Origin of the sequence: Phenylobacterium sp., assembly GCF_036264965.1 — a bacterium.
Classification (GTDB): domain Bacteria; phylum Pseudomonadota; class Alphaproteobacteria; order Caulobacterales; family Caulobacteraceae; genus Phenylobacterium.
The window spans coordinates 21,888-47,102 of sequence record NZ_DATAPY010000145.1 but is presented as its reverse complement, the minus strand read 5'-3'; the positions used below and the strand labels follow the sequence as shown (position 1 = coordinate 47,102).

Here is a 25,215-nt window from a genome sequence, read left to right as displayed (position 1 = left end):
AGCCCATGAACTGCACGGTGGCCCTGGGCCCCGACCGCGCCGACGTCTGGATCTCCACCCAGGCGCCGATGGCGGTGCTGCAGATGGCCGCCAAGGAAACCGGCCTCAAGCCCGAGCAGGTCTATGTGCACAACGCCTTCGTCGGCGGCGGCTTCGGCCGGCGCGGCGGGGCGCATGACGAGCTGATCCAGGCGATCGCGGTCGCCAAGCAGGTGGGCAAGCCGGTCAAGCTGATCTGGTCGCGCGAGCAGGACATCCGCCGCGACCGCTACCGCCCGCAGGCGGCCGTGCGCTTCCGCGCCGCGCTCGACGGGGCCGGCAAGCCCCAGGCCTTCCAGGCCCAGATCGCCGTCGGCTCGCTGCTCCGCGGCGGCAATGGCCCGCAGGAGCTTCAGGCCAGCGAGCCCATGGCCACCGAGTGCATCCAGAACAGCTTCTACGCCTTCCCGGCCCGTGACGTGGGCGTGGTGCTGAAGAACAGCCATGTGCCGGTGTCCTTCTGGCGCGGCGTCGGCTCGTCGCAGAACGGCTTCTTCATGGAAAGCTTCATGGACGAGGTCGCCTACGCGGCGGGCCAGGACCCCTACAAGTACCGCCGCGCCCTGCTCACCGAGCGGCCCGATGCGCTAGGCGTCATCGACGCGCTCGCCAAGCACTCCGACTGGGGCCAGCCCCTGCCCAAGGGCCGTGGGCGCGGGATCGCCATCATCGAGGCCTACGGATCTGTCTCCGGCCAGGTGGTCGAGGTCACCGTCTCGCAGGACGGCAAGCTGAAGGTCGACCGCGTCACCTGCGTGCTCGACCCCTACCATGTGGCCAACCCCAACACCGTCGAACAGCAGATGGAGGGCGCGGTGATCATGGGCATGACCGCTGCGCTTTGGGGCGAGATCAACATCAAGAACGGCGCGCCGGTGGAAGGCAACTTCAACACCTACCGCATGGCCAAGATGGTCGAGACGCCGCCCAGGATCGACGTCCACCTGGTCCCCAGCGGCGGCCCGAAGTGGGGCGGCGTCGGCGAGCCGGGCCTCGGCCCCTTCGCCCCGGCGCTCACCAACGCGGTCTTCGCCGCCACCGGCAAGCGGGTGCGCCGCCTGCCGCTGAAGCATGCCGACCTGCGCTGGGCGTAAGGGCCATCTGCCCCTGTCGCGAAGCGGCGGGAGGGGAGGGGTGGGCCTTGGTCCGATCGACATTCAAGAGCGCGGCTTGACCAAAACGATCCTCCTCCATGGAGGAGGGAGCGCCAATCACTCGCGTCGCGAATGTCGATTGGTCCTGAGGCGGGAAAGGCCGCGCCGCCAGAGTGTCGCCCTATTCACGGCGGAGCTTGGCGACATAGCCTGGGAAAGCCGAATGGGGGGACGTGTTCACGATGAAGATCGCGAACGGCTTGATCGGTCTGGCGACCGCGCTGTACGCCACATCCGCCATCGCCGCCGACCTGTCGCCGGCCCGTTGGCCTACCGCCGAACGGGCCGAACTCCAGACCCAGGAGTTCTTCTCCTACCCCGCCTTCGCCGGCCCGGTGGACGGTGCCCGGATCCTGGTCACCGGCACCGCTTCGCCGGTCGCGGTTCATGCCGGCGCCGAGGTCCTGCGCCGGGGCGGCACGGCCGCCGACGCCGCGGCTACCGTCGCCCTGACCCAGATCGCCACTAACCACGGCTCGGTGGTCTCCTACGCCGGCGTGATGCAGCTCGCCTACTTCGAGGCGAAGACCGGCAAGGTCTCCATCCTCGACGGCGGCTGGAACAGCTACGTAGGCGAGACCGACGTCCCCGGCATCCCGCAGACCGACCTCAGCGTGATCAGCGGCCTGCCACCGCCGCCCGCCGCGGGTGTGGGCGAGCTCGGCCGCCAGACCCTGGTCCCGGGCTTCATGGCCGGCATCGAGGCCATGCACCAGCGGTTCGGCCGCCTGCCCTTCGCCGACCTGCTCCAGCCGGCCATCTGGTACGCCGAGAACGGCGCACCGGTCGGCCGCAGCGAGGGCTACTGGTTCCAGCAACGTCAGCCGCGGTTCTGGCGCACGCCGGAAGGCCGGGCCTTCGCCTCCATGCCCGACGGCGCCCTGCCCAGGACCGGCGACCTGCTGCGCCAGCGGGCGCTGGCCCAGACCCTGCGCGCCGTGGCGGCCCAGGGCGCGAGCTATATGTACACGGGCGACTGGGCCCACGCCTATGTGGCGGCGGTCCGCGCGGCGGGCGGCAAGGCAACCCTGGAGGACATGGCCAACTACCGGGCCATCTGGCGCAATCCCGCCAGCGTCCCCTTCGCCGGCGCCCAGGTGTACGGCATGGGCGAGAGCCCCTCGGCCTGCCCGATCCTGATGAGCCTGAACCTGCTCTCCGCCGCCGGCGCCGACCGGATGGGCGCCTACTGGCAGGACCCCAAAGCGCTCCGGACCTACCTGCGCACGCTCACCTTCGCCATCGACAAGTCGATCGTCCCGTGGGCCCTGCCGCCGGAAACGGCGGCGGGCCTGGGATCCACGACCTGCAAGGATTGGCTGACGCCCGCCTACGCCGCCGCGGTCGCGCCGCAGCTCGCCAAGGTCCCGGCCCCGCCCGCGGCCGCAGCTTCAGCCTCCAAGACCGCCGCGCCCATAGCCCACAGCGACTCCGTGGTGGTGGTCGACCGCTGGGGCAATGTCGCGGCCCTGGTCCATAGCCTCAACGCCCTTTCCTGGGGCGACACCGGCATCGTGGTGGGCGGCGTGACCGTCTCCGACGCCGCGGCGGTCAACCGGATCAGGCTGGCCTCCGTGACGCCGGGCGGCCGTGTGCCGACCGAGATGGCCCCGGTGATCGCGCTGCGGGACGGCAAGCCGGTGCTGGCCATCGCCACCATCGGCTCTTCCCTGATGGCCGAGACCACCCGTCTGGCCGCCACCCTGCTGGCAAACCGCGCCGACCTGCAATCGACCCTGGCGGCCACGCCCCTGGTGACCAATTTCAACGTGCCCGGCCCGGGCGAGGCCTGGGCCCAGCCGGAGTTGGTGGAAGCCGGCGCCTATGGTCCGGACATGCTTGCCGCGCTCCGGGCGGGCGGGCTCGAAGTCCAGGAAATCCCCACCCCGCGCGTCAAAGCCTTGAGCGGCGGCCCGGTCGTCGCCGTCATCGACCAGCCCTCTGGCGCGCCCCACGCCGTCGAGGTCCCCGATGTCTACGGTTTCGCGGAGACCGACCGCCAGATCGGCCTCGCGCCGCCGAAGTCTGTCGCGCTGCCGGCAGCCGTCCTCGACCGCTACGTCGGCGCCTACCAGCTCGGCCCGCGCGCCATCACCCGCGTCGAACGCGAAGGCGAGCGGCTGTTCGCCATCACCAACCCTGGCGCCGTGAAGGTCGAGCTGTTCGCCCGCTCCGACGGCCGATTCTTCGAGCGCGACTACGACGTCCAAGTGTCCTTCCAAACGGCCGCGTCGGGCCACGCCAACTCAGCAGCCGTGCGACGCAATGGGATCGAGATCGAAGCTCGCCGCATCGACCTTGCCGAGGCCGCCCGCATCGAGGCCCTGCCTCCCGTCCTGCCGGTCCTGCGGCCGCCGCTCTCGGCCACCAGCCGCACAGGCGAGGGCGTGGATGCCTCCGGCGACTGGATCACGACGCTGTCGTCCCTGCGCATCGCCTTCCACATCCGCGCGACGCCGGACGGCGTCTACGAAGCCAGCTGCGACAGCCCCGACTCCGGCGCCTTCGACGTCCCGACCGTCGTCTCTGTCAAGGGCGAGACCCTGTCCCTCCACATGCCGTCGATCGGCGCCCAGTTCGAGGGGCAGTGGCGCGCCGGCGACGCCCAATGGGTCGGCCACTGGAGCCAGTCCGGACCGGGGCCGCCGATGACGCTCAGCCGCGGCCAGCTCGCACCCTTGGAGACCATTGAGGCCCTTACCGGGACCTGGGACAGCGCCCCCGCCATCGCTGGCAAACCCGGCCCGTCCCTGTTGTTCCGCTTCCGCACCCGCCCCGGCCACGGCACGTCCGGGAGCCTCGACCTGCCGGACCTCAATTCCCGAGGAGCCTTCGTCACTCAGATCCACCGCGCGGGCGATCGGGTCTCAATGCGCATGGAGACCATCGGCGCTGCGATCGACGCCAAGCTCAGCCCGGACGGCAAGACAATGGACGCCCGCTACACCGCGCTGGGCGTCACTACTCCGGTGATCCTGATGCGGCGGGCGGCACAGCCTTAGTGCGGCAGCACCGGTGAGGCGGACTCGTCGGGATGCGACCAGTCGCTGGCCACCAGCTTGCGCAGGAGGTCGCGCTCGGTCTTCAGGCTGATCAGGGTCGATGAGTCATGATCGCGGTCGAGGTCGCGGGCGGCGGCTTCGACCGCGCGCTCCAGGGCCTCCAATTGCATGAGCAGGTCGAAGGCCTGGCGCCACAGGTCGCGCGCACGCTCGCCGGTGGCCTCGAGGAACGGCGCGCTGACCCCGGCGCGGCGGGCGTCTTCCTCCAGGACGGCGAGACTGGCCGGGCCAAAGCCACGGGCGCCGAGCTCGCGGATCGCGGCATCGAACTCCATCCCCTCGGTCTCATAGCGCAGGCGGACCAGCTCCTGGGCCAGGGCGTCCAGCTTCTCGTCGCCGAAGCCGCGCGCGCCGACCAGCTCGATCTTCTCATCGATGACGCCGGGATCGCGGACCGCCGCCAGCGCCAGGGCCGCGGCCAGCGGACGCGGCGAGGCCCGCAACCGGCGGCTCGCGTCCTTGGCTTGCGACGTGGCGTTGGCATCGGAGATGCCATTGGGGTTGCGCCGCTTGTCCCAGCGGGCGCGGGACATCTCCCGGGCGGCCGCGCCCACCGTGTAGACCGCCTGGCGGGTCGGCCAGAGCTGCTCGAAACGGCCGAGCAGGTCCTCCTTATAGGCCTGAGCGAGGTCGGGGTCGGCGATGGTCGCGGCGAGTTTGCGCAGGCGGGTCTTCAGCGCGGTCTTGCGCTCAGGCGTGTCGTAAGGCGCCGCATCGCGCTCGCGCCGGAACAGCGCCTCGGCGAAGGGCGTGGCGTTGGCGAGCTGGGCCTTCAGCGCCGCCGGCCCCTGCTCGCGCAGCACCTCGTCGGGGTCCTTGCCGCCCTCCACCATGGCGAACTGGAAGCTCTTGCCGGGCTTCAGCAGCGGCAGCGCGCGGTCCATGGTCCGGTCGGCGGCCTGCCGCCCTGCCCGGTCGCCGTCGAACGACAGCGTCGGCTCCGGATGATGGCGCCAGAGCATCTCCATCTGGTCCTCGCCCAGGGCCGTGCCCATGGCCGCCACCGCCGGGATGCCGCCCCGCTGGCAGGCGATCACGTCCATGTAGCCCTCGACCACCACCAGGGGAGGATGCTCGTCCGACGGCGCGGCGGCGATGATCTTGCGCGCCTCGGCCAGGCCGTAGAGCTGGTGGCCCTTGTGGAAGACGGATGTCTCCGGGCCGTTCAGATATTTGGCGCGGGCCTGCGGATCCATCGCCCGGCCGCCAAACGACACGATCCGGCCCCGCGGATCGCCGATCGGGAAGATGATCCGGTCGCGGAACCGGTCGTAGGGCGCCCCGCCCTCCTCCGGCGCGATCAGCAGGCCGGTCTCGACCAGTTCGCCGGGCCTGGCGCCCTTGGCGACCAGATAGTCCTTCAGCGCCGTTCGCCCGGGCGGCGAGAAGCCCAGGCGGAAGCGGGCCCAGTCCTTCTCCGGCAGGCCGCGCCTCTCCAGATAGGCCCGCGCCTCGCGCCCTGTGGGGCGGCGCAGCTCCGCCTCGAACCACTGGGCGGCGAGTTCCAGCCACTCGGAAAGGCCCTGGCGGACCTTCTCCTGCTCGGCGGCGCGGGGATCGACCGCCGGCAGCGGCACCCCCGCATCGGCCGCCAGCCGCTCCACCGCCTCGACGAAGGTCAGGCGCTCGGCCTCCTGCAGGAAGGCGATGATGTCGCCGGTCTTGCCGGACGAGAAATCGAAGAACTGGCCCTTGTCGTCGTTGACGTAGAAGGAGGGCGTCTTCTCCTTGGTGAAGGGCGACAGGCCGACGTACTCACGGCCCTGCCGGCGCAGCTTCACCGTCTTGCCGATCACGTCGGAAGGGCGAAGGCGAGACTTGATCTCGTCTAGAAACCGCTCGTCGAACCGAACTGCCATCCCGGAAAACGCACCTGCGCCGAACGAACCTGCTGCCCCGCAGCACGGTCAACGGAGTTTCCTACGCGGCCATCGCTTGCCCCGAGAGTCCCCCGACGACCGCCAGCGGGGACGAATCGAATCGCCTTGTGGGTAACTCTACGCGTACACTATTTGTTCTGTACATTTCTGTGTCTCGATCGACACGCGGACCGAGTGTTCACGCTTGCTGCGCATTGACCCGCCGCCTGTCCGGGCCGATGTTACGGGCTTCTGCCGCGCGTACTGAATTGGGGGATGGGCGCTTGATCATGTGGCTCCGTCTCGCGGGCGCTTTGCTGGTGACCCTGGTCGGCATCGGCGCCCTGGAATACTTCGGCGTGAGCCGGCTGCTGGGCGGCCGCGCGCCGGAAGACGCCCGGGCGGCGGCCTATGCGCCGGCGAAAGAGATCTTCTGGCTGGCCATCTTCTTCGTGGTCATGGCGACCTCGCTGCTGGCGGCCGCACGCCGCTGGGCGGGTCATCTGAAGCGGGCGGTGTCGTCCCCGCCGGGCCGCCGCCGGCCCTAGAGGCTACCCCAGGCCGCGCACCCAGCCGGGCAGGTCGGCGATGGCCGGCAGTTCGGCGAAGCGCGGGTGGCCGGCAGGCGTCTCGGCCATCTCGTGGGCCCAGGTCAGCGGATAGGGGATGTGGGCGGCGAAGGCGCCCGCCTCCAGCGCCGGCAGGATGTCAGAGCGGATCGAGTTGCCGCCCATCGCCGCCTCCGCCGCGCCGGTTCCGTGACGGGCGAAGACTCTCTCGTAGGTCGCCGCGTCCTTCTCGCTGACGATCTCCACGGCGGCGAACAGCTCGCCCAGGCCGCTGGCCGCCAGCTTCTGTTCCTGGTGCAGGAGGTCGCCCTTGGTGATCAGCACCAGGCGATAGTCCTCGGCCAGTTCGGCCAGGGCGTCGCGAACGCCGGGCAGCGGCTCGACCGGATGGCTCAGCATCTCGCGCCCGGCGGCCAGGATGTCGGCGACGATACGGCCGGGCGGCTCGCCCCCGGTCAGCTCCATGGCCGTCTCGATCAGCGACAGGGTGAAGCCCTTCACGCCGTAGCCGTAGAGCGACAGGTTCCGCCGCTCGATCGCCGCCAGCCGCGCGTCGAGCACATCAGGGGCCGCGACCTCGGCCATCAGGGCCCGGAAGCGGTCCTGGGTCAGGCGGAAGATGGTCTCGTTGTGCCAGAGGGTGTCGTCGGCATCGAGGCCGACCGTGGTGATACGCATGACGGGCCTCTTATCAGCGCCCGGCCTTCGTTCGAAGCCTGCCCAAACCGCGGCGCCGGCGCCCAATCGTGCGGCGCCTGCCCGCGCCTGTTGCGCAAGTCGCGTCCCGCGGGGCCGCTCGCCCTGGCGGCGTGGAAGATGGACCGGGTTTTGAGTCGGGGCGTTGGGCATGAGGGGCGGACGTCTGGCGGCGATTTGGGCGCGGATCGTGCGGGTCCTGGCGCCCAAATCCCGGCGAGTTGACCCGGTGGCCGCCGCCCGCGCCGAAGCCCAGCTCGCCCGTGACCGCCTGCGGGACGCGATCGAAGCCATCCCGGAGGGCGTGGTCTTCCTCGATGCGGAGGGGCGCTACATCCTGTGGAACCGGCGCTATGCAGAAATCTACCACCGCTCAGCCGACCTGTTCCGCCCCGGAACCAAGCTGATCGACACCCTGCGTGAGGGCGTGCGGCGCGGCGACTATCCCGCCGCCATCGGGCGCGAGGAAGCCTGGCTCGCCGAACGCCAGGCGATGCTGGCGGCCGGCGCCGGCGAGCGGCATGAGCAGCAGCTGGCCGACGGCCGCTGGCTGATGATCGAGGACCGGCGCACCTCCGAGGGCGGCTCCATCGGCCTGCGCGTCGACATCACCGCGCTCAAGGCGCAGGCCGAGGCTCTGCACGAGGCCCTGGCCCGCGCCGAGGCGGCCAGCCGCGCCAAGAGTGAATTCCTGGCCGACATGAGCCACGAACTGCGCACCCCGCTGAACGGGGTCTCGGGCCTCGCCCAGGCGCTGGAGGCGACGCAGCTCGATCCCGAACAGGCGTCGCTGGTCGGCGAGATCCGCGCGTCCGCCGCCGAGTTGGAGCGGCTGGTCCACGGCTTGCTGGACTATGGCGAGAGCGGCGACGCCCGACCGCCAACGCCGCCGTCAGGCGGCGCGCCCGGGCCCTTCCGGGTGCTGGTGGCCGACGACAACCCCACCAACCGCAAGGTGATCGAGCTGATGCTGAGTGCGGCCGGCGCCCAGCCCACCTGTGTGGAGGACGGCCGTCAGGCGCTGGAGGCCTGGCAGGCCGGCGCCTATGACGTGGTGCTGATGGACCTGCGGATGCCGGTGATGGACGGGCTGACCGCGATCCGCTCGATCCGCGAGGCCGAGGCGGCGTCGGGTCGGCGGCGCACGCCGATCGTGGTCCTGTCCGCCAACACCTCGCCCCAGGACCGCGGGGCGAGCGCCGCGGCAGGCGCCGACGGCCACATCGGCAAGCCCGTGCAGGCACAAGACCTGCTGGCCGCCCTGACCGGCGCCCTGGCGGCTTAGGCCGCCGCGCAGGCCGCGTGCTTGCCCACGACCCGCTCCGTCGAGGCGGGATATTTGGCCAGGAGCGCCGCGGGCCGGATCGGGCGCGAGGCGAAATCTCCGCCGCAGTTGGGGCAGACGCCGCCCAGGCGCGTCTCGGCGCACTCGGCGCAGAAGGTGCACTCGAAGGTGCAGATGCGGGCCTCGCGGCTGTCCGGCGCCAGATCGCGGTCGCAGCATTCGCAGTTGGGTTTCAGGATCAGCATCCGGCAATCATGCGCTCGTCAAAGAACCAGCGAAATGACGGCGTTCCCGCAAATCCGGCCGGCTAGTCGCCCAGTTTGTCGCCGGGGGCCAATGGAGCCAGCCGCAACAGACGAGAATCCGCCACCGCAGCGGTGCGGTGCGGCACCACATTGGCGCGGTAGTCCGGATCACGGACCATGTCGATGAACGCCTGCGAGCCAGGATATTCGACGATGAAGGCCAGGTCCCAGGCTTCGGACCCAGGCCCGGTGACCATCACCTGCGGCGCGCCGGCCCAGACCTGGCGCCCGCCCAGCCGCGCCAGGTGCGGCGCGATCGTGCGCCCGTACTCGCGATAGGCCTCGCGGCCGGAGATGTCCTTCCCGTGGTTGGGATGGCCCGGCGGGTACTCGGCCCGCTCGCGCAGGCGGATCAGGTTCAGCATGTGGATCGGCTCGTCGCGGGGCAGGCCCTTGAACACCTCCCAGGCCTCGCGCCCCGGATCGACGTAGGTCTCGCTCATCTGGGGTGCTTCTCCTGATCTTGACGTGCGATAGGCTCGCATTGACCCGCCCGTCGGGTAGCACTACCTACGCCGCCGTTTGCCCGCCAGAAGGAACCTCTCGTCATGAGCCGCGATCTGCTGCCCGGTTGCACCGGTGTGCTGGCCCTGGCCGACGGGACCATCCTGCAAGGGTACGGGGTCGGCGCGGTCGGCTCGGCGGTGGGCGAGGTCTGCTTCAACACCGCCATGACCGGCTACCAGGAGATCCTGACGGACCCCTCCTACATGGCCCAGATCGTGGCCTTCACCTTCCCGCACATCGGAAATACCGGCACGACCGTCGAAGACCTGGAGCAGATGTCCGGCTCGGCGCAGACCGCCGCGCGCGGCGCGATCTTCCGCGACCTGCCGACCACGCCCGCCAACTGGCGCGCCAACGCGGACCTGCCCGGCTGGATGGCGCGGCGCGGCGTCGTCGGCCTGGCCGGCGTCGACACGCGTGCGCTCACCCGGCGGGTCCGCGAGCACGGCATGCCGCACGCGGTGATCGCCCATGCGCCCGACGGCAAATTCGATCTCGACGCCCTGACAGCCGAGGCCAAGGCCTGGAGCGGCCTGGAAGGCCTGGACCTGGCCAAGGACGCCTCCTGCCTGCAGCCCTTCGTCTATGACGAGGGCCTGTGGTCCTGGCCGGAGGGCTACGCCAAGCCGGATCAGCCCAAGTACGAAGTGGTGGTCGTCGACTACGGCGTGAAGCGCAACATCCTGCGGGCGCTGACCAGCGTCGGGGCGCGGGCGACCGTCGTGCCGGCTTCGACCACCGCGGAAGAGATCCTGGCCCGCAAACCCGATGGGGTCCTGCTCTCCAACGGCCCCGGCGACCCGGCCGCGACCGGCGAATACGCCGTGCCGATGATCCAGGGGCTGTTGGAGTCAGGCGTGCCGGTCTTCGGCATCTGCCTGGGCCACCAGATGCTGTCGCTGGCGGTGGGCGCCAAGACCGTGAAGATGGAGCAGGGCCACCACGGGGCGAACCACCCGGTGAAGGACCTGACCACCGGCAAGGTCGAGATCGTCTCCATGAACCACGGCTTCACCGTCGACCGCGACAGCCTGCCGGCCCCGGTCGTGGAAACCCACGTCTCCCTCTTCGACGGCACCAACGCCGGCATCGCGCTGAAGGACCGCCCGGTCTTCAGCGTCCAGCACCACCCGGAAGCCTCGCCCGGCCCCACCGACAGCCTCTACCTCTTCGAACGCTTCGCGGGCCTGATGGACGCGGCGAAGTAGCGGCCCTGCTAAAAGGCCCGCGTAGCGGGCGCCTTCCTATTGGAACCACGGAAAACACGGAAAGATCACGGAAAACGCCGGCGCCATTCCGTGATCTTTCCGTGTTTTCCGTGGTTGAAAAGACAGAGCCTCCGCTCCCGCGGAGTCTCGAAGGAAACCTCCCGCCCACGTCACGTGTTTCCTCCGGACATTTGTACGGAGACGTCAAAATGTTGAAATCGATCGTCCTGGCCGCCGCTGCAGTCGCCTTGGCGCTGCCGGCGGCGGCGCAGCCCAGGGCTTGGGGGCCGCCCACGCCGAACGAGCAGGTCGGCATGCACGTCGGCGACACCACCGCCAATGGCTCGTCCACCATCGTGACCGACCGCACGGGAACCCATCCGGACGGCTACACGGGCATGGCGACCATCAATCGGGCGTCGGGCAGCGGCGCCGTGCGCCGCCATCACCGGCGTCACACCGCGAGCGAGCCTGCGCCCGGCTAAGGCGGGGCGACGGCGAGGGCCCTAGATCTTGGCGAGTTTGCCGACGGCGGTGATCGGGCCCGAGGGCGCGTCGATCTTCGGCGAACCACCGGGCGGCTCGACGGAAACGGCCAGCGCCGAGCCGGCGGCGAGCGACGGCAGCAGCTTCTCGGACATCGGGATCACCCGGGTCTTGCCGGGCTCCAGTATGCCCAGCGGCCGCGGCTTGCCGTCGGCCGGGATCACCCACAGCTCGTGGACGTGGGCGGGATCGTTGTTCGGCGTCACCAGCGAGGTGACGATCAGCGCCTTGCGGGTCGGATCGTAGGCGGCGACGAACAGCGGCACCGGCGCGCCGGACTGGCTGACCAGGCTGGCGTCGAGCAGCGAACCGCCGGCGGCCGGCGGGCCCTGCACCACGGTCGGCGCGCGGTTGGCGAGCATCACGGCCGCCGCGAGGCTGGCGGCGGCCAGCGTCAGGGAGCCGGCGGTGGCGCCGCGCCAGAAGCGCACCATCCGCTGGACCGGCGCATTGTCGTTGGACGCCAGCGACCGCTCGATGCGCAGCCACATGTTCTGCGGCGGCGCAATCGCTGTCAGGGCCGTGGCCATGGGCGTCAAGCGCTCGCGCCACGCCTCGACCAGGGCGGCGAAGGCCGGTTCGGACGCCATGCGCGCCTCGGCCTGCCGCCGCTCCGCCGAGGTCAGCACGCCCAGGGCATGCTCGGCCGCGAAGGCTTCGGATTCGGAAAGTTCGGGAGCTTCGCTCATTGCGACAGACAACCCTTGAGCTTGGCCAGGCCCCGGCGAACCCAACTCTTTACTGTGCCTAATGGCGTGTCCATGCGGCGTGCCAAGGCCTCATAGGTTACGCCCTCGAAAAAGGCGGTGCGGATCACGTTTTCAGTTCGGCCATCGAGCTCGGACAGGCAGTCCCATAACCGCCCCTCCTCGCCGGCCGTGACCAGCAATGCCTCGGCGCTGACGCCGCCGTCGGGGATATCGAGATCCTCGACCTGGTCGGCGTAGGCCATCGGACCACGGGCCCGAATGCGGTCGATCGCCCGATTGCGGGCGATCGTTGAGACCCATGTCATGACGCTCGCGCGGGACCCATCGAAACGGTCCGCCCGACGCCAAACTGTTACATAGACCTCTTGCAAAACGTCCTCGGATTCCTCGCGATCGGACAAGATACGTAGGCAGACGGCGAAAAGCTTCGCGGAGGTCGCCTCATAAAGTTGTCGCAGGGCCGCGCGCTCGCCCGACGCAACGCGGGTCATCAGGGCGGCGAGGTCTTCGGGCGTGGTCGCGGCGGCCAAGGTGGGGGCTCAGATCTCGCTAGGCTGGCTTGCCGGCTGGCGGTCAGGAATCGAGGTTGCCCGCTCAAGGCGGCCGCGGCAAGCCTCTACGCCCAAGCTGGGGTCCGCCGACGGCGCCAAGCCGGGTCAGGCGGCGACGATGCGCGGCTTGCGGGCGGCGGCGCGTTTCACCTGGGCGGCGGCGGAGCGCTCGGCCTGGCGCTGCGCGGCGGCGTCTTCCAGCGCCGGTAGCAGTTCGGCCGCCGCGGCCTGCTGACGGGCGTCGCCGGTCTCCTGCAGACGACGCGCATTGGTCAACAGATTGATGACTTCGGCGTCGGTGAGCGTGGGGATCTTCTCGACGAGGGTCATGGAACGCGCCTTTCGCATCGGCCGCCGCTGGTGCGGCCGTTCCCATCCTATATGGCTAAGCCGCAGATTGGTTTCGAGCTTTGCCGCACTTTTTCGCGATCTTGCCTCCCTCGCGGAAATCCTACAGGCTGGCGTCCATCGAATTCGTCACGGTTCGGCCGACTTTCCCCGCTCGATAACCTCGGCGCCGGACCTGCCTCCCGATCCCTTTCGAACTGAGATCGCTGGCGTGAATGCTTGCGCCGGTCGGCCATAACCTATCAAGGGACTTGGAATTACATGGCTAGTGGCACAGTCAAATGGTTCAACGGCGCCAAGGGCTTCGGCTTCATCCAGCCGGATGAAGGCGGTCCTGACGTGTTCGTGCACATCTCCGCGGTGGAGAAGGCGGGTCTGCGCGGACTGAACGAAGGTCAGAAGATCACCTACGAACTGGAAAAGGATCCGCGCAGCGGCAAGTCCGCGGCGGGCAACCTGCAGGCCTAAAGGCCGCCTCCAGCCCATCCAGAGCCTCGCAATGGGCCGGTGCCCGCACCGGCCCATTTTGTTTGTCCACGAACCACACGAACCACACGAACGGGTTCGATCTTCAGAAGCCCGCACAGCGGGCGCCATCCACTTGGAACCACGGATTGCACAGATCGCACGGATGGCGCTGGCGCTATCCGTGGAAATCCGTGCGATCCTTGGTTGGATATGGCTGAGCCTCCGCTATCGCGGAGTCTTGGAAGCCAGCCCGTTAGTGTGGTTCGTGTGGTTCGTGGTTGAATCCTTCCTGCGCCGTGCGCGGGCTTGCGCGGGTTCGACTCCGTCTCTAAACGGGCGGCTTAACCTGCAGATTTGGCCGGGCGGCGCGTGAAAGCGTGCGAGCCCTCGCGCGCGAGACGGAATGCCCAAACGTACCGACATCTCCTCGATCCTGATCATCGGCGCGGGGCCGATCGTGATCGGTCAGGCGTGCGAGTTCGACTATTCCGGCGTCCAGGCCTGCAAGGCGCTGCGCGCCGAGGGCTATCGGATCGTGCTGGTGAACTCCAATCCGGCGACGATCATGACCGATCCGGACGTCGCCGACGCCACCTACATCGAGCCGATCACGCCGGAGATGGTCGAGAAGATCATCGCCAAGGAGCGCCCCGACGCCCTGCTGCCGACCATGGGCGGCCAGACGGCGCTGAACACCGCGCTCGCGCTCGACGCCTCCGGTGTTCTCAAGAAGTACGGCGTGGAGATGATCGGGGCCCGCGCCGAGGTCATCGACAAAGCCGAGGACCGCCAGAAATTCCGCGACGCCATGGACCACCTGGGCCTCGAAAGCCCCAAATCCAAGGCCGCCCATACCATGGAAGAGGCCCTGGAAGGCCTCGAGTTCGTGGGTCTCCCGGCGATCGTGCGGCCCTCCTTCACGCTTGCCGGCACCGGCGGGGGCATCGCCTACAACGCCAAGGAATTCCGCGAGATCGTCGAGCGCGGCCTGGACCTTTCGCCGACCACCGAGGTTCTCATCGAGGAGAGCGTGCTCGGCTGGAAGGAGTACGAGATGGAGGTCGTCCGCGACAAGGCGGACAACTGCATCATCGTCTGCTCCATCGAGAACATCGACCCGATGGGCGTGCACACCGGCGACTCGATCACCGTCGCCCCGGCGCTGACCCTGACCGACAAGGAATACCAGCGGATGCGCGCGGCTTCGATCGCCGTGCTGCGCGAGATCGGCGTCGAGACCGGCGGCTCCAACGTGCAGTTCGCGGTCAATCCGGCCGACGGGCGGATGGTGGTCATCGAGATGAACCCGCGGGTGTCGCGCTCCTCGGCGCTGGCGTCCAAGGCCACCGGCTTCCCGATCGCCAAGGTCGCCGCTCGCCTTGCCGTCGGCTACACGCTCGACGAGTTGATGAACGACATCACCGGCGCGACGCCGGCCTCGTTCGAGCCCTCCATCGACTACGTCGTCACCAAGATCCCGCGCTTCGCCTTCGAGAAGTATCCGGGGTCCGAGCCGCACCTCACCACCTCCATGAAGTCGGTGGGCGAGGTGATGGCCATCGGCCGCACCTTCGCCGAGAGCCTGCAGAAGGCCCTGCGCGGCCTCGAAACCGGCCTTTCCGGCCTCGACGAGGTGGAGATCGAGAACGCCTCCAATCCGGAGATGGGCCACGCCGCCGTGGTCCGCGCGCTCGGCCAGCCGACGCCGGACCGTCTGCGGGTGATCGCCCAGGCCTTCCGCCACGGCCTGTCGGTCGAGGACATCCATGCGGCCTGCTCCTACGAACCCTGGTTCCTGCGCCAGATCGAGACCCTGGTGGCCGAGGAGGCCAAGGTCCGCTTCGAAGGCCTGCCCACCACAGCGCAGGGCTTCCGCGCGCTGAAGGCGCAAGGCTTCTCCGACGCCCGCCTCGCGCAGCTCACAGACACCAGCGAGACCCGGGTGCGCGATGCGCGCCGCGCGCTCGGCGTGCGCCCGGTGTTCAAGCGCATCGACACCTGCGCCGGCGAGTTCCGCGCCGACACGCCCTACATGTACTCGACCTACGAGACCGGCGCGCTGGGCCAGGAAGCGGACTGCGAGAGCGACCCGTCGGACCGCCAGAAGGCCATCATCCTGGGCGGCGGACCGAACCGTATCGGCCAGGGCATCGAGTTCGACTACTGCTGCTGCCACGCGGCCTTTGCGCTCGACCAGATCGGCGTGGAGTCGATCATGGTGAACTGCAATCCCGAGACGGTCTCCACCGACTACGACACCTCCGACCGGCTCTACTTCGAGCCGCTGACCGCGGAAGACGTCCTCGAACTGATCCACGTCGAACAGAAGAACGGGACCCTGCTGGGCGTGATCGTGCAGTTCGGCGGCCAAACGCCGCTGAAGCTGGCCCAGCCGCTGGAAGACGCCGGCATCCCCATCCTGGGCACCAGCCCCGACGCCATCGACCTGGCCGAGGACCGGGAGCGGTTCCAGCAGCTGCTCCATAAGCTGAAGATCGCCCAACCGATCAACGCCATCGCGCGCAGCCGCGACGAAGCCTTCGCGGGCGCCCACAAGGTCGGCTATCCCGTGGTGATCCGGCCCTCCTACGTGCTGGGCGGACGCGCCATGGAGATCGTCCGCGATGACGAGCAGCTGGAGCGCTACATCACCAACGCGGTGAAGGTCAGCGGCGACAGCCCGGTGCTGATCGACCAGTATCTCTCCCGCGCCACTGAAGTGGACGTGGACGCCCTCTGCGACGCCGACGGCGAGGTCTATGTGGCCGGCGTCATGGAGCACATCGAGGAGGCCGGCGTGCACTCGGGCGACAGCGCCTGTTCCCTGCCCCCGTTTTCCCTGAAACCCGAAACCATCGCTGAGCTGAAGGTGCAGACCACCGCCATGGCCCGCGCCCTGGATGTCCGCGGCCTGATGAACGTGCAGTTCGCTATCGAGGAGCCGCACTCGGCCGAGCCGCGGATCTTCGTGCTGGAGGTCAATCCCCGCGCCAGCCGCACCGTGCCCTTCGTCGCCAAGACCATCGGCCGGCCGCTGGCGGCGATCGCGGCCAAGGTGATGGCCGGCAAGAAGCTGGCCGACTTCGACCTGACCGAGACTCCCTACGACCATATCGCGGTGAAGGAAGCGGTCTTCCCCTTCGCCCGCTTCCCCGGCGTCGACACGGTGCTGGGCCCGGAGATGCGCTCCACCGGCGAGGTCATGGGCCTCGACTGGGTGCGGCCGGGCGAGACTCTCGCGCCGGCCTTCGCGCGGGCCTTCGCCAAGAGCCAGCTCGGCGGCGGCACCGTCCTGCCGAAATCCGGCGCGGTCTTCGTCTCGGTGAAGGACGCCGACAAGCCCTGGGTGCTGGAGCCGGTTCGCCTGCTACAGACGCTGGGCTTCAAGATCCTCGCCACGGGCGGCACCGCGACCTACCTCGAAGCCCAGGGGGTCAAGGTGGAGCACGTCAAAAAGGTGCTGGAAGGCCGCCCGCACATCGTCGACGCCATGAAGAACGGCGAGGTCCAGCTGGTGTTCAACACCACCGAGGGCCGCCAGTCCCTGGCCGACAGCTTCGAGCTGCGCCGCACCGCCCTGATGATGAAGACGCCCTACTACACGACAGCCGCCGGCGCGCTGGCCGCCGCCCAGGCGATCATCGCCACGGTGGAAGATACCCTCGAAGTGCGCCCCCTGCAGAGCTACGCCTAGGGCCGCGTTCCACTCGGCGGCACAGCGGCACGGCGCGATAGCAGGTCTTGGTCCCCGTGATAGCTTCCCGAAAAACGTGGGAGGCGAGGATGGTTCGGGTCTGGTTGGCGGCGGTGTTCGCCCTGGCTTTGGCAGGCGCTGCGCAAGCGCAGAGTAAACTCGAGGCGGTCAATCTGCCGACCAAGCTTGTGCCCTCGCCGGCCAAGTACTCGGTGCTCCTGCCGGCCGGCTACGACCCTTCGAAGGGTCCCTATCCGCTGGTGCTGCTGCTCCACGGCGGCGGTGGCGACAACGGCTTCCTGGCGCAGATGCGGCCGGCCATCGAGGCGGCCTGGGCGGCGGGCGAGCTGCCCCCGGCGGTCATCGTGACCCCGGACGTCCATCGCTCGCTCTACATGGACTATCACGATGGCTCCCAGAAATGGGAGACCTTCATCGTCAGCGAACTGATCCCGGACATCCGCAAGCGCTACCGCGTCTCGACCGACCGGCGGCAGACGGTGGTGACGGGTATCTCCATGGGCGGGCTTGGCTCGCTGCGGCTGGGTTTCGACCATCCGGAGATTTTCGGCGGCCTGGCCTCTTTGGAGGCCGGGGTCGAACCCGCCCTGCGGTTCGAGGACGTGAAGATGCGCAACCGCTTCCAGCGCGACGACGCCTTCTTTAAATCGATCTTCGGCGATCCGGTCGACCGCGCCTTCTGGAAGAAGGCCAATCCGGCCAACATGGCCATCGACAACCGCGACAAGATCCTGGCGTCCGGCCTGCAGATCTACGTCGACGCCGACGACCTCGACATGTTCCATCTCGACGAGGGCAACGAGTTCCTCCACCGCGTGCTTTGGGATCACAACATCCCGCACGAATACCGCCTGGTCCATGGCGCCGACCACCTGGGCAAGTCGCTTCCGCCCAGGTTGCGCGACGGCTTCCGGTTCCTCACCGCCCACGTCCTGGCTCCGCCGGCGCCCGACACCAGCTTCGCGGCCGGCAAGGCCACCATCGACGCCCTGCGCCGCAAGATGGGGGTCAAGGACGACGAACCGCGCCCGCCATTCCCCTCGACGGAAATCCCGAAACGCTAAGCCAAATTCCAGCGTTCGACGAACAAGCTGAAGCATATTGTTTGACGCGGAGTCGTCATGAGCGCAGATTCCACCGCAGAAGCCTGACTGAAGCAGGCTCACGGGCGCGCTCCGGCGGCCCCAGAATAGACCGGCCGGAACGACGCCGCGTGGCGTCTGCCGCAGTCTGGCGGGGGCGAAGAACCCCCAAGCAGATTGGGAAGGACGCTCTATGCACTCTGATCAACCGGAAGTCCGGCCACATAAGAACAAGCATGTGGCCGAGCGATTCGAAGGTCTCCTCGGCAAGTTGATGGTCGCGGCCATCGTCGTGCTGGCGATCGGCATGATCTACGCCATCGCCACCGGCGGCGACTCGACGCCGAGCTGGATGCGCTGAGGCCCCGGCGCCGGCGCTGAACGCGCCGGCGTCCAACTTCCGCCCTGCCCGAAGGCCTCTGGCGGGGATTTGCGCCCTGGGCTAGGCCTCCTTCCGACAAGAGCGGAGGATGGCGATGGCAGGGCGCGTGGCGGGCAAGGTGGCGTTGGTCACCGGCGGGGCGAGCGGCATCGGGCGCGGGTGCGCCGAACGCCTCGCCGCCGAAGGCGCGACGGTGGCGGTCACCGACGTCCAGGACGCCGCCGGCGCGGAGACCGTGGCCGCCGTCACCGCCGCGGGCGGCAAGGCCTGGTATCTGCATCACGACGTCACCGACGAAGCCGCCTGGGAACGGGTGATCGCCGAGGTGAAGGCGCGCGAGGGTCGCCTGGACATCCTAGTCAACAACGCCGGCATCGCGATCAGCGCATCGGTGGTCGAGATGAGCCTCAGCGACTGGCGCCGGCAGACCGGGGTCAACCTGGACGGCGTGTTCCTGGGCGTGAAGCACGCGATCCCGCTGATGCGCGCTTCGGGCGATGGCGGCAGCATCATCAACATGTCGTCGGTGGCCGGCCTGAAGGGCTCGGCGAACCTCGCCGGCTATTGCGCCACCAAGGGCGGCGTGCGGCTGCTCACCAAGGCGGTGGCCATGGAATGCGCCAACGCCAAGGATGGCGTCCGGGTGAACTCGGTCCATCCCGGGATCATCGAGACGCCGATCTGGATGAGCATCGTGAGCTCGGCTGCGCCCGGCGCGAACGCCCCGCCGGACCTCGACGCGCTGTCGTCCATGGCCGTGCCGCTGGGCGTGAAGGGCTATCCGCAGGATATCGCCAACGGCGTCCTGTGGCTGGCCAGCGACGAGAGCCGCTACGTCACGGGCGCGGAGCTGGTGATCGACGGCGGGCTCACGGTCCGTTAGCAGAAGCGACCATGCCGGCGACCCTCAACGTGATCTTCGGGCCCTGCGGCGCGGGCAAGACGACCTACGCCCACGCCTTCGCGCGGCGCGAAAGGGCGGTGGCCTTCATCCTCGACGACTGGATGGCGCGGCTGTTCGCCGCCGATATGCCCGACCCCATCGAATACGAGTGGATGGTCGAGCGGGTCGGGCGCTGCGAGGCCCAGATCTGGTCGGTGGCCGCCGGGACCATCGCGGCGGGGACCTCGGTGATCCTGGACATCGGCCTGATGCGTAAGGCCGACCGCGCGCGGGTGCGCCAGATCGCCGAGGCCACGGAGCTGCCGCTGCAATGGCACTTCGTCGACGCCCCGGCCGAGGTGCGGCGCGCCCGGGTCGCCGGCCGCAACGTGGTGCGCGGCGAAAGCTTCGCCATCGAGGTCTCGCCGGACATGTTCGACTTCATCGAAGGCGTCTACGAGCCGCCGGAGCCAGGCGAGCTGACCGGCGCCGTGATGAGCGTCAGCGACTAAACCAGCGCCGCGTAGAACTGCCCCGGCCAGGTGGCGTCGGCGGCGCGGTGGAAGGCCGCGCGTTCGGTCAGGCGGTCGTTGTAGTCCAGCAGGATCGGCTCCTCCGGCAGCACCTTCTTGTAGAGCAGACGCGAGAGCGTGCCGCCCAGCACCACGTCGGCCCCGGAGAACCGGTCGCCCAGCAGATAGCGGCGGTCCGTCAGCACGCCGGTCAGCACCTGGACCATGTCGTCGAAGGCGCCGAAGCTGAAGTCGAAGCCCGGCAGGTCGATCTTCTTCTCGTGCAGGGTGGCGACCGGATCGACGACGGCGGTGGAGAACACCATCCACTTCAGATAGGCGCCGCGGTCGGTCTCCTCGATCTTCGGCGCCAGCGTCCCGTAGCCGTAGCGGTCGGCCAGGTAGATCGCGATGGCCGGGTTCTCGCTGACCACCACGTCGCCGTCGGTGAGGGTCGGGACCTTGCCGGCCGGATTGAGCTTCAGATAGGCCGGCTGCTTCTGCTCGCCCTTGTTGATGTCGATGGTCTTGACCTTGAAGGGCACGCCCAGCTCTTCCAGCATCCAATAGGCGGTGAAGGCGCGGCTGGCGGGCGAATGGTAGAGGGTGATCCCGCGGGGGCTCGCCATAGGTGTCATGTCTCCAGATCATCGTGGCTGAGGGCTTGCGCCTAAGCTAGGGCGCGCCCACCTCTGCCGCCAGCCTGGGAGCGTCGAAATGCCTGCCCGTGAGCGCGTCGAAGCCTTTCTCGCCCTGGTGGAACGCGCGCAGTACGTCGAGGCGCTGGAGCAATTCTACCACCCGGACGCGACCATGCAGGACAACCAGCAGCCGCCGCGGGTCGGCCTCGGCCGCCTGATCGCCGACGAGCGGGCGACCATGGCGCGGTTCGCCCACATGAAGACCGACCCGGTCACCGACCTACTGATCGACGGCGACAAGGTGATGATCCGCTGGCGGTTCACCTTCACCCCGGCCGAGGGGCCCGCCGTGGTCATGGAGGAACTGACCCTGCAGCGCTGGGACGGCGAGCGCATCGCCGAGGAGCGTTTCTTCTACGATCCGCGCCAGACGAGGCCGCCCGCAACGCCGTGATAGACAGGGGTCACGATCAGGTCGCAAAGCTTCGCCAGACTTGCGAGATCGGCTCCATGTGGGGCTCGCAGAGCGCCGCTATGGGTGAACTTGCGTTTTGCGGCGCACAATTCTATCTTCTTTCCCCTCCCGGACGCCTGCGCCCGCGGCCGGTCTCTGCGAACTTCTAACTTAGGGCGAACCCGAGTCACCGATCTCCCATGGAAAAAGTCCCGATGACCGCCGAGGGCTATCACGCCCTCGACGAAGAGTTGAAGCGTTTGAAGACGATCGAGCGGCCGGCTGTAATCGCCGCCATCGGCGAAGCGCGCGCGCACGGCGATCTTTCGGAGAACGCCGAATATCACGCCGCGAAAGACCGTCAGGGCTGGATCGAAGGCCAGATCGCCGAGATCGAGGACAAGATGGCCCGCGCCCAGGTGATCGATGTCTCGAAGCTCTCCGGAGCTCAGGTGAAGTTCGGCGCCACGGTCAGCGTGATCGACGAGGACACCGAGGAAAAGGCCCGCTACCAGATCGTCGGCGAGCACGAGGCCAACGTGAAAGACGGCAAGGTGTCGATCACCTCGCCGATCGCCCGCGCCATGATCGGCAAGGAAAGCGGGGAGACCGTCGAGGTGAACACCCCGAACGGCGTCAAGGCCTACGAGATCACCAAGGTGGAGTGGGTCTGACCCACTCGACATTCAGCGGCCGGACTGGAAAGCTTTTCCCTCCTCCTCGACGGAGGAGGGCCAGGGTGGTGGTGTGCGCGCCGAGATCGAAGTGAAGCAGCGGCCGGCGCCGACCTGGGGCCTGGCCCCCGCGTCCCGGTCACACCACCATCCCGACCTTCCTCCGTCGAGGAGGAAGGAGACGGGTGAGCGCCTAGCCTCGCTGAATGCTGACCGCCCCCAATGCCAGCTCCATGACTGAGGTCCGTCCGCCTCTGACCATCTGGGCCGTCTCCGACGGCCGCATCGGCATCGAGGCCCAGGTCCTGGGCCTGGCGGAAGCCGTGGCGCGCCGGCGGCCGGCGGAGATCACCGTCAAGCGCATCGGCTGGAAGTGGGGCCTGGGCCGGCTGCCCTGGCAGCTGATCCCGGCGTTCGCGCTCGGCGCCGACAGTCCCGTCGCGCCGCCCTGGCCGGACATCTGGATCGGCGCCGGGCGGGCCAGCCTGCCGCTCTCCAGTCGCGTGCGGCGCTGGTCGCGCGGCAAGACCTTCATCGTCCAGACCCAGGATCCGCGCGGCGCGGTGGCGCGCTTCGACCTGGTGGTGCCGCCCGCCCACGACGGCCTGACCGGCGACAATGTCCTGCCGATCGTCGGCGCGCCCAACCGGATGAACGCCGACGGCTTCAGCCGCGACCTCGCCCGCTTCGGCCCGCGCATCGCGCGCCTGCCGCATCCGCGGGTGGCGATGATCGTCGGCGGCAAGTCCAAGGTCCACGACCTGCCCCCCGACCGCGCCCGCGCCATGGCCGCCGAGGTCGCCCGGGCGGTGCGCGCGGCGGGCGGCTCGCTGCTGTTGAGCTTCACGCGGCGCACGCCCGACGCAGCGCAGGCGATCCTCACCGAAGGCCTGAAGGACCTGCCCGGCTGGATCTGGGATGGCGAGGGCGACAATCCCTATTTCGCCTTCCTGGCCGCCGCCGACCAGATCCTGGTGACCGGGGACTCCACGAACCTGGCCACCGACGCGGCGACCACCGGCAAGCCCGTCCAGGTGCTGGCGATGGCGGGCGGAGGCCGGAAATTCGAGCGGTTCCACGAGGACCTGCGGCGGCGCGGGGTCAGCCGCCCGTTCGAAGGCCGGTTCGATGACTGGCGTTATCCGCCGCTCGACGAGACAAACCGCGCCGCCGACGAGCTTTTGCGCCGTTTCGACGCACGAAAGACCGCCTGAGACCGCCGCGGCCGAGCTTGCTTCATGGTAAACGAGGCCGCAATTTAGCAAGACTTTCGCAACACCCTCGCGGCATGGTGGTGCAACTTTTTTAGAGTCGGGGAATCCACGTGGCCAACTTCTTCTTCGATCAGATGACGCAAGCGAACGCCGATGCGTTCGTGGCTGGGACGGACACGATCATCTTCCGCACCGGCTCCGCCTCGCAGGCGACCGTGCTGTTCAACCCGCTATCGTTCAACGGCCCGCCCACCGTGACCCTGACGCTCGGCAACAACAGCGTGACCTTCGGCAACGACGGCGCGGCGATCCGCAACCTGGGATCAACCCACCTGCTCTTCCCCGACAGCTCGAAGCTCTACGTGGGCACCACGGGCCCCGACAACGTCACCGGCACGGCCAACTCCGACGGCCTGTTCGGCGGCGACGGCGCCGACACCCTGATCGGCGGTGCCGGCGGCAATGACGTGCTGCAGGGCAACCAGGGCGACGATTCGCTGGTCGGCAGCACCGGCGGCCTCGGGCTGAACACCATCTTCGGCGGCCAGGGCGACGACAGCATCGTGCTGACCGGCTCCGGCCACTCCGCCACCGGCACCAACTTCGCCCAGGGCAACCTCGGCAATGACACCATCGTCGGCAGCGCCAACGCCGACACCATCCTGGGCGGCAAGGGCGACGACAGCATCACCAGCGGCGGCAATGCGACATCGTCGGACTTCCTGGACGGCAACCTCGGCAACGACACGATCGACGCCTCCGCCAGCTCCTTCGGCGGCAATGTCCTGGCGGGCGAGGACGGCGACGACAAGCTGATCGGCGGCAGCGGCGGCGACTCGCTGAACGGCGGCACGGGCAATGACACGATCATTGCCGGCTCGGGCAACGACACCATCGTCGGCGGCGACGGCGCCGATCAGGTGACTGGCGGTGGCGGCAAGGATTCCGTCGACCTGGGCGCCGGCAACAACACCTATACGACGACCGGCGGCCAGGACACGATTACCGCCGTCGACGGCAACAACAGCATCGCGCTGAACGCCGCCGCCAAGGATCTGGTCACCCTGGGCGCGGGGGCCAACACGGTCACCGGCGCGGGCGGCGGCGACGTCATCAATGTCGGGGCAGGCGGCAACACGATCACAGACACGGGCGCCCTGGCCGACACCATCACCTCCGGCGCCGGCGCCGACCAGATCACCGCCGGCGCGGGCGACGACAACATCTCGGCCGGCGACGGCGCCAACACGATCATCGGCGGCGGCGGCATTGACACCATCACGGCCGGCGCGGGCGCCAACACCGTGACCGCCTCTGGCCAGATCACCCTCGGGGACGGCGGCGACACCGTCACCGCAGCGGCGGGGACGAGCACGATCACCACCGGCGCCGGCGCCGACCAGATCACCGCCGGCGGTCATGACACGATCAACGCCGGCGCGGGCGCCAACGTCATCACGGAAAACGGCGGCCATGACAACATCACGACGGGGGCCGGCAACGACACGCTGACCCTTAACGGCAATGGCGTGAACACCATCAACCTCGGCGAAGGCAGCAACACGGCGATAGAAAACACCGCGAACGCCGGCGGCGACACCATCACCGGCGGCAGCGGCGGCAACCAGATCGACCTCCATAACGACACCGGCAACAATGTCGTCACCACCGGCACGGGTTCCGACACCATCATCGGCGGAACCGGCACCGACGTGATCAACGGCGGCGGCGGCGCCGACAGCATCCACTTCGCCGGGCAGGGCGCTATCCAGGGCGGCGACGGCGACGACACCATCACCGGCGGCAACACCGGTTCGCTGATCGACGGCGGAACCGGCAACGACCAGATCACCATGGGGACCGGCGCCGACACCATCACCGGCGGCTCTGGTAATGACACCATCACCGCCGGCGGCGGCCTGGGCGTCAACGGCCATGACGTCATCTCCGGCGGCGGCGGAAACGACCAATTCGACTTCGTGGCCGGAACTTCGCTGGCCAACGTCAACAACGCCGAGGTCATCACCGACTGGACATCCGCGGACCATCTGCAGATTGGGGCCTTGGGCCCTGGTGCGGGTGTCTTCTTCGGGAGCGATACGGTCGTGGCGGCCAACTTCATTGCGGCGGTCACCCAGGCTGAGACCGACCTTCAGGCCCACGCCGGGGACAAATATATCGCCATCCAAGTCGGCTCCGACGTGGTCGTCTTCGCGAACACAAGCGGCGACACCCACATCACGAACGCAGATGACGCGATCATCCTCACCGGCAAATCACTCACCGACGTTACGGCCGCAAACTTCATATGACGGCCACGATCTCCTAGTTCTTGCGGGGGCCGCTCTTCG

At 68.9% G+C, this 25,215-nt stretch carries 24 protein-coding genes; 16 read left to right on the top strand and 8 right to left on the bottom strand.

What is annotated here, in order from left to right:
• Positions 1 to 1,133: xanthine dehydrogenase family protein molybdopterin-binding subunit (locus VHS75_RS19340; RefSeq protein ID WP_329640250.1), on the top strand; the 1,133-nt coding region annotated here is incomplete at its 5' end.
• Positions 1,134 to 1,375: 242 nt separating this feature from the next.
• Positions 1,376 to 4,195, top strand: coding sequence for a gamma-glutamyltransferase (locus tag VHS75_RS19335; protein ID WP_329640249.1), 2,820 nt, complete (start codon positions 1,376 to 1,378; stop codon positions 4,193 to 4,195).
• On the opposite strand, the gene dnaG is transcribed toward VHS75_RS19335, so the two are convergent.
• Positions 4,192 to 6,114, bottom strand: a complete 1,923-nt coding sequence (gene dnaG, locus VHS75_RS19330; protein ID WP_329640248.1) for a DNA primase — start codon at positions 6,112 to 6,114, stop codon at positions 4,192 to 4,194. The two genes, VHS75_RS19335 and dnaG, sit on opposite strands and share 4 nt — an antisense overlap.
• 290 nt (positions 6,115 to 6,404) lie before the next feature.
• On the opposite strand from dnaG, the gene VHS75_RS19325 reads away from it, so the two are divergent.
• Positions 6,405 to 6,662 (top strand): hypothetical protein, encoded by a 258-nt coding sequence (locus VHS75_RS19325; protein ID WP_329640247.1) that lies wholly within the window; start codon positions 6,405 to 6,407, stop codon positions 6,660 to 6,662.
• A gap of 3 nt (positions 6,663 to 6,665) precedes the next feature.
• On the opposite strand, the gene VHS75_RS19320 is transcribed toward VHS75_RS19325, so the two are convergent.
• A complete protein-coding gene (locus VHS75_RS19320) occupies positions 6,666 to 7,361 on the bottom strand; it encodes an HAD family hydrolase (RefSeq protein WP_329640246.1) in 696 nt (231 codons plus the stop codon).
• 169 nt (positions 7,362 to 7,530) lie between these two features.
• Between VHS75_RS19320 and VHS75_RS19315 the strand changes: the two genes are divergently transcribed.
• Positions 7,531 to 8,664 (top strand): response regulator, encoded by a 1,134-nt coding sequence (locus tag VHS75_RS19315; RefSeq protein ID WP_329640245.1) that lies wholly within the window; start codon positions 7,531 to 7,533, stop codon positions 8,662 to 8,664.
• Here the strand turns inward: VHS75_RS19315 and VHS75_RS19310 are convergent.
• Both VHS75_RS19310 and VHS75_RS19305 read right to left on the bottom strand, forming a co-directional pair.
• On the bottom strand, positions 8,661 to 8,909 hold the full coding sequence (locus VHS75_RS19310; RefSeq protein ID WP_329640244.1) for a DUF1272 domain-containing protein: 249 nt from the start codon (positions 8,907 to 8,909) through the stop codon (positions 8,661 to 8,663). The two genes, VHS75_RS19315 and VHS75_RS19310, sit on opposite strands and share 4 nt — an antisense overlap.
• Before the next feature lie 62 nt (positions 8,910 to 8,971).
• The gene (locus VHS75_RS19305) at positions 8,972 to 9,412 is read right to left on the bottom strand and encodes a DUF1330 domain-containing protein (RefSeq protein ID WP_329640243.1); all 441 of its coding nucleotides are present in this window, start codon (positions 9,410 to 9,412) and stop codon (positions 8,972 to 8,974) included.
• Between the two features lie 105 nt (positions 9,413 to 9,517).
• Between VHS75_RS19305 and carA the strand changes: the two genes are divergently transcribed.
• Positions 9,518 to 10,684 (top strand): glutamine-hydrolyzing carbamoyl-phosphate synthase small subunit, encoded by a 1,167-nt coding sequence (gene carA / locus VHS75_RS19300; RefSeq protein WP_329640242.1) that lies wholly within the window; start codon positions 9,518 to 9,520, stop codon positions 10,682 to 10,684.
• A 209-nt stretch (positions 10,685 to 10,893) separates the two neighbouring features.
• Positions 10,894 to 11,169, top strand: a complete 276-nt coding sequence (locus VHS75_RS19295) for a hypothetical protein (protein WP_329640241.1) — start codon at positions 10,894 to 10,896, stop codon at positions 11,167 to 11,169.
• Between the two features lie 21 nt (positions 11,170 to 11,190).
• Here VHS75_RS19295 and VHS75_RS19290 read toward each other — a convergent pair whose 3' ends face one another.
• The 3 genes from VHS75_RS19290 to VHS75_RS19280 form a co-directional block, all read right to left on the bottom strand.
• Positions 11,191 to 11,919, bottom strand: a complete 729-nt coding sequence (locus VHS75_RS19290) for an anti-sigma factor (protein ID WP_329640240.1) — start codon at positions 11,917 to 11,919, stop codon at positions 11,191 to 11,193.
• Entirely contained in the window at positions 11,916 to 12,470 is a 555-nt protein-coding gene (locus VHS75_RS19285; RefSeq protein ID WP_329640239.1) for a sigma-70 family RNA polymerase sigma factor, read from the bottom strand. Before VHS75_RS19285 ends, VHS75_RS19290 begins: the two co-directional genes overlap by 4 nt.
• Before the next feature lie 126 nt (positions 12,471 to 12,596).
• On the bottom strand, positions 12,597 to 12,821 hold the full coding sequence (locus VHS75_RS19280) for a hypothetical protein (RefSeq protein ID WP_329640238.1): 225 nt from the start codon (positions 12,819 to 12,821) through the stop codon (positions 12,597 to 12,599).
• Positions 12,822 to 13,100: 279 nt separating this feature from the next.
• On the opposite strand from VHS75_RS19280, the gene VHS75_RS19275 reads away from it, so the two are divergent.
• The 6 genes from VHS75_RS19275 to VHS75_RS19250 all read left to right on the top strand — a co-directional run bounded on the left by VHS75_RS19275 (position 13,101) and on the right by VHS75_RS19250 (position 19,881).
• Entirely contained in the window at positions 13,101 to 13,307 is a 207-nt protein-coding gene (locus tag VHS75_RS19275) for a cold-shock protein (RefSeq protein WP_293366447.1), read from the top strand.
• Positions 13,308 to 13,710: 403 nt separating this feature from the next.
• On the top strand, positions 13,711 to 17,001 hold the full coding sequence (gene carB, locus VHS75_RS19270) for a carbamoyl-phosphate synthase large subunit (RefSeq protein WP_329640237.1): 3,291 nt from the start codon (positions 13,711 to 13,713) through the stop codon (positions 16,999 to 17,001).
• An 89-nt stretch (positions 17,002 to 17,090) separates the two neighbouring features.
• The gene (locus tag VHS75_RS19265) at positions 17,091 to 18,086 is read left to right on the top strand and encodes an alpha/beta hydrolase (RefSeq protein ID WP_329640236.1); all 996 of its coding nucleotides are present in this window, start codon (positions 17,091 to 17,093) and stop codon (positions 18,084 to 18,086) included.
• A 211-nt stretch (positions 18,087 to 18,297) separates the two neighbouring features.
• Complete coding sequence (locus VHS75_RS19260; RefSeq protein WP_329640235.1) at positions 18,298 to 18,465, top strand: hypothetical protein; 168 nt, start codon at positions 18,298 to 18,300, stop codon at positions 18,463 to 18,465.
• A gap of 109 nt (positions 18,466 to 18,574) precedes the next feature.
• The gene (locus VHS75_RS19255) at positions 18,575 to 19,369 is read left to right on the top strand and encodes a glucose 1-dehydrogenase (protein ID WP_329640234.1); all 795 of its coding nucleotides are present in this window, start codon (positions 18,575 to 18,577) and stop codon (positions 19,367 to 19,369) included.
• Between the two features lie 11 nt (positions 19,370 to 19,380).
• A complete protein-coding gene (locus VHS75_RS19250; RefSeq protein ID WP_329640233.1) occupies positions 19,381 to 19,881 on the top strand; it encodes an ATP-binding protein in 501 nt (166 codons plus the stop codon).
• On the opposite strand, the gene VHS75_RS19245 is transcribed toward VHS75_RS19250, so the two are convergent.
• Complete coding sequence (locus VHS75_RS19245; protein ID WP_329640232.1) at positions 19,878 to 20,510, bottom strand: glutathione S-transferase family protein; 633 nt, start codon at positions 20,508 to 20,510, stop codon at positions 19,878 to 19,880. The two genes, VHS75_RS19250 and VHS75_RS19245, sit on opposite strands and share 4 nt — an antisense overlap.
• Positions 20,511 to 20,598: 88 nt before the next feature.
• On the opposite strand from VHS75_RS19245, the gene VHS75_RS19240 reads away from it, so the two are divergent.
• The 4 genes from VHS75_RS19240 (at position 20,599) to VHS75_RS19225 (ending at position 25,176) form a co-directional block, all read left to right on the top strand.
• On the top strand, positions 20,599 to 20,976 hold the full coding sequence (locus VHS75_RS19240; protein ID WP_329640231.1) for a nuclear transport factor 2 family protein: 378 nt from the start codon (positions 20,599 to 20,601) through the stop codon (positions 20,974 to 20,976).
• 200 nt (positions 20,977 to 21,176) lie between these two features.
• Positions 21,177 to 21,650, top strand: coding sequence for a transcription elongation factor GreA (gene greA / locus VHS75_RS19235; protein WP_329640230.1), 474 nt, complete (start codon positions 21,177 to 21,179; stop codon positions 21,648 to 21,650).
• Between the two features lie 233 nt (positions 21,651 to 21,883).
• Complete coding sequence (locus tag VHS75_RS19230; protein ID WP_329640229.1) at positions 21,884 to 22,864, top strand: mitochondrial fission ELM1 family protein; 981 nt, start codon at positions 21,884 to 21,886, stop codon at positions 22,862 to 22,864.
• A gap of 110 nt (positions 22,865 to 22,974) precedes the next feature.
• Positions 22,975 to 25,176 carry a calcium-binding protein gene (locus VHS75_RS19225; RefSeq protein WP_329640228.1) on the top strand — a complete coding sequence of 734 codons (2,202 nt, stop codon included), beginning with the start codon at positions 22,975 to 22,977 and terminating at the stop codon, positions 25,174 to 25,176.
• The last annotated feature ends 39 nt before the right edge of the window (positions 25,177 to 25,215 follow it).

Coding starts and splice junctions, on each gene's coding strand:
- VHS75_RS19335 (WP_329640249.1), top strand. CDS start 1,376: ATGAAGATCGCGAACGGCTTGATCGGTCTGGCGACCGCGCTGTACGCC.
- dnaG (WP_329640248.1), bottom strand. CDS start 6,114: ATGGCAGTTCGGTTCGACGAGCGGTTTCTAGACGAGATCAAGTCTCGC.
- VHS75_RS19325 (WP_329640247.1), top strand. CDS start 6,405: ATGTGGCTCCGTCTCGCGGGCGCTTTGCTGGTGACCCTGGTCGGCATC.
- VHS75_RS19320 (WP_329640246.1), bottom strand. CDS start 7,361: ATGCGTATCACCACGGTCGGCCTCGATGCCGACGACACCCTCTGGCAC.
- VHS75_RS19315 (WP_329640245.1), top strand. CDS start 7,531: ATGAGGGGCGGACGTCTGGCGGCGATTTGGGCGCGGATCGTGCGGGTC.
- VHS75_RS19310 (WP_329640244.1), bottom strand. CDS start 8,909: ATGCTGATCCTGAAACCCAACTGCGAATGCTGCGACCGCGATCTGGCG.
- VHS75_RS19305 (WP_329640243.1), bottom strand. CDS start 9,412: ATGAGCGAGACCTACGTCGATCCGGGGCGCGAGGCCTGGGAGGTGTTC.
- carA (WP_329640242.1), top strand. CDS start 9,518: ATGAGCCGCGATCTGCTGCCCGGTTGCACCGGTGTGCTGGCCCTGGCC.
- VHS75_RS19295 (WP_329640241.1), top strand. CDS start 10,894: ATGTTGAAATCGATCGTCCTGGCCGCCGCTGCAGTCGCCTTGGCGCTG.
- VHS75_RS19290 (WP_329640240.1), bottom strand. CDS start 11,919: ATGAGCGAAGCTCCCGAACTTTCCGAATCCGAAGCCTTCGCGGCCGAG.
- VHS75_RS19280 (WP_329640238.1), bottom strand. CDS start 12,821: ATGACCCTCGTCGAGAAGATCCCCACGCTCACCGACGCCGAAGTCATC.
- VHS75_RS19275 (WP_293366447.1), top strand. CDS start 13,101: ATGGCTAGTGGCACAGTCAAATGGTTCAACGGCGCCAAGGGCTTCGGC.
- carB (WP_329640237.1), top strand. CDS start 13,711: ATGCCCAAACGTACCGACATCTCCTCGATCCTGATCATCGGCGCGGGG.
- VHS75_RS19265 (WP_329640236.1), top strand. CDS start 17,091: ATGGTTCGGGTCTGGTTGGCGGCGGTGTTCGCCCTGGCTTTGGCAGGC.
- VHS75_RS19260 (WP_329640235.1), top strand. CDS start 18,298: ATGCACTCTGATCAACCGGAAGTCCGGCCACATAAGAACAAGCATGTG.
- VHS75_RS19255 (WP_329640234.1), top strand. CDS start 18,575: ATGGCGATGGCAGGGCGCGTGGCGGGCAAGGTGGCGTTGGTCACCGGC.
- VHS75_RS19250 (WP_329640233.1), top strand. CDS start 19,381: ATGCCGGCGACCCTCAACGTGATCTTCGGGCCCTGCGGCGCGGGCAAG.
- VHS75_RS19245 (WP_329640232.1), bottom strand. CDS start 20,510: ATGGCGAGCCCCCGCGGGATCACCCTCTACCATTCGCCCGCCAGCCGC.
- VHS75_RS19240 (WP_329640231.1), top strand. CDS start 20,599: ATGCCTGCCCGTGAGCGCGTCGAAGCCTTTCTCGCCCTGGTGGAACGC.
- greA (WP_329640230.1), top strand. CDS start 21,177: ATGGAAAAAGTCCCGATGACCGCCGAGGGCTATCACGCCCTCGACGAA.
- VHS75_RS19230 (WP_329640229.1), top strand. CDS start 21,884: ATGACTGAGGTCCGTCCGCCTCTGACCATCTGGGCCGTCTCCGACGGC.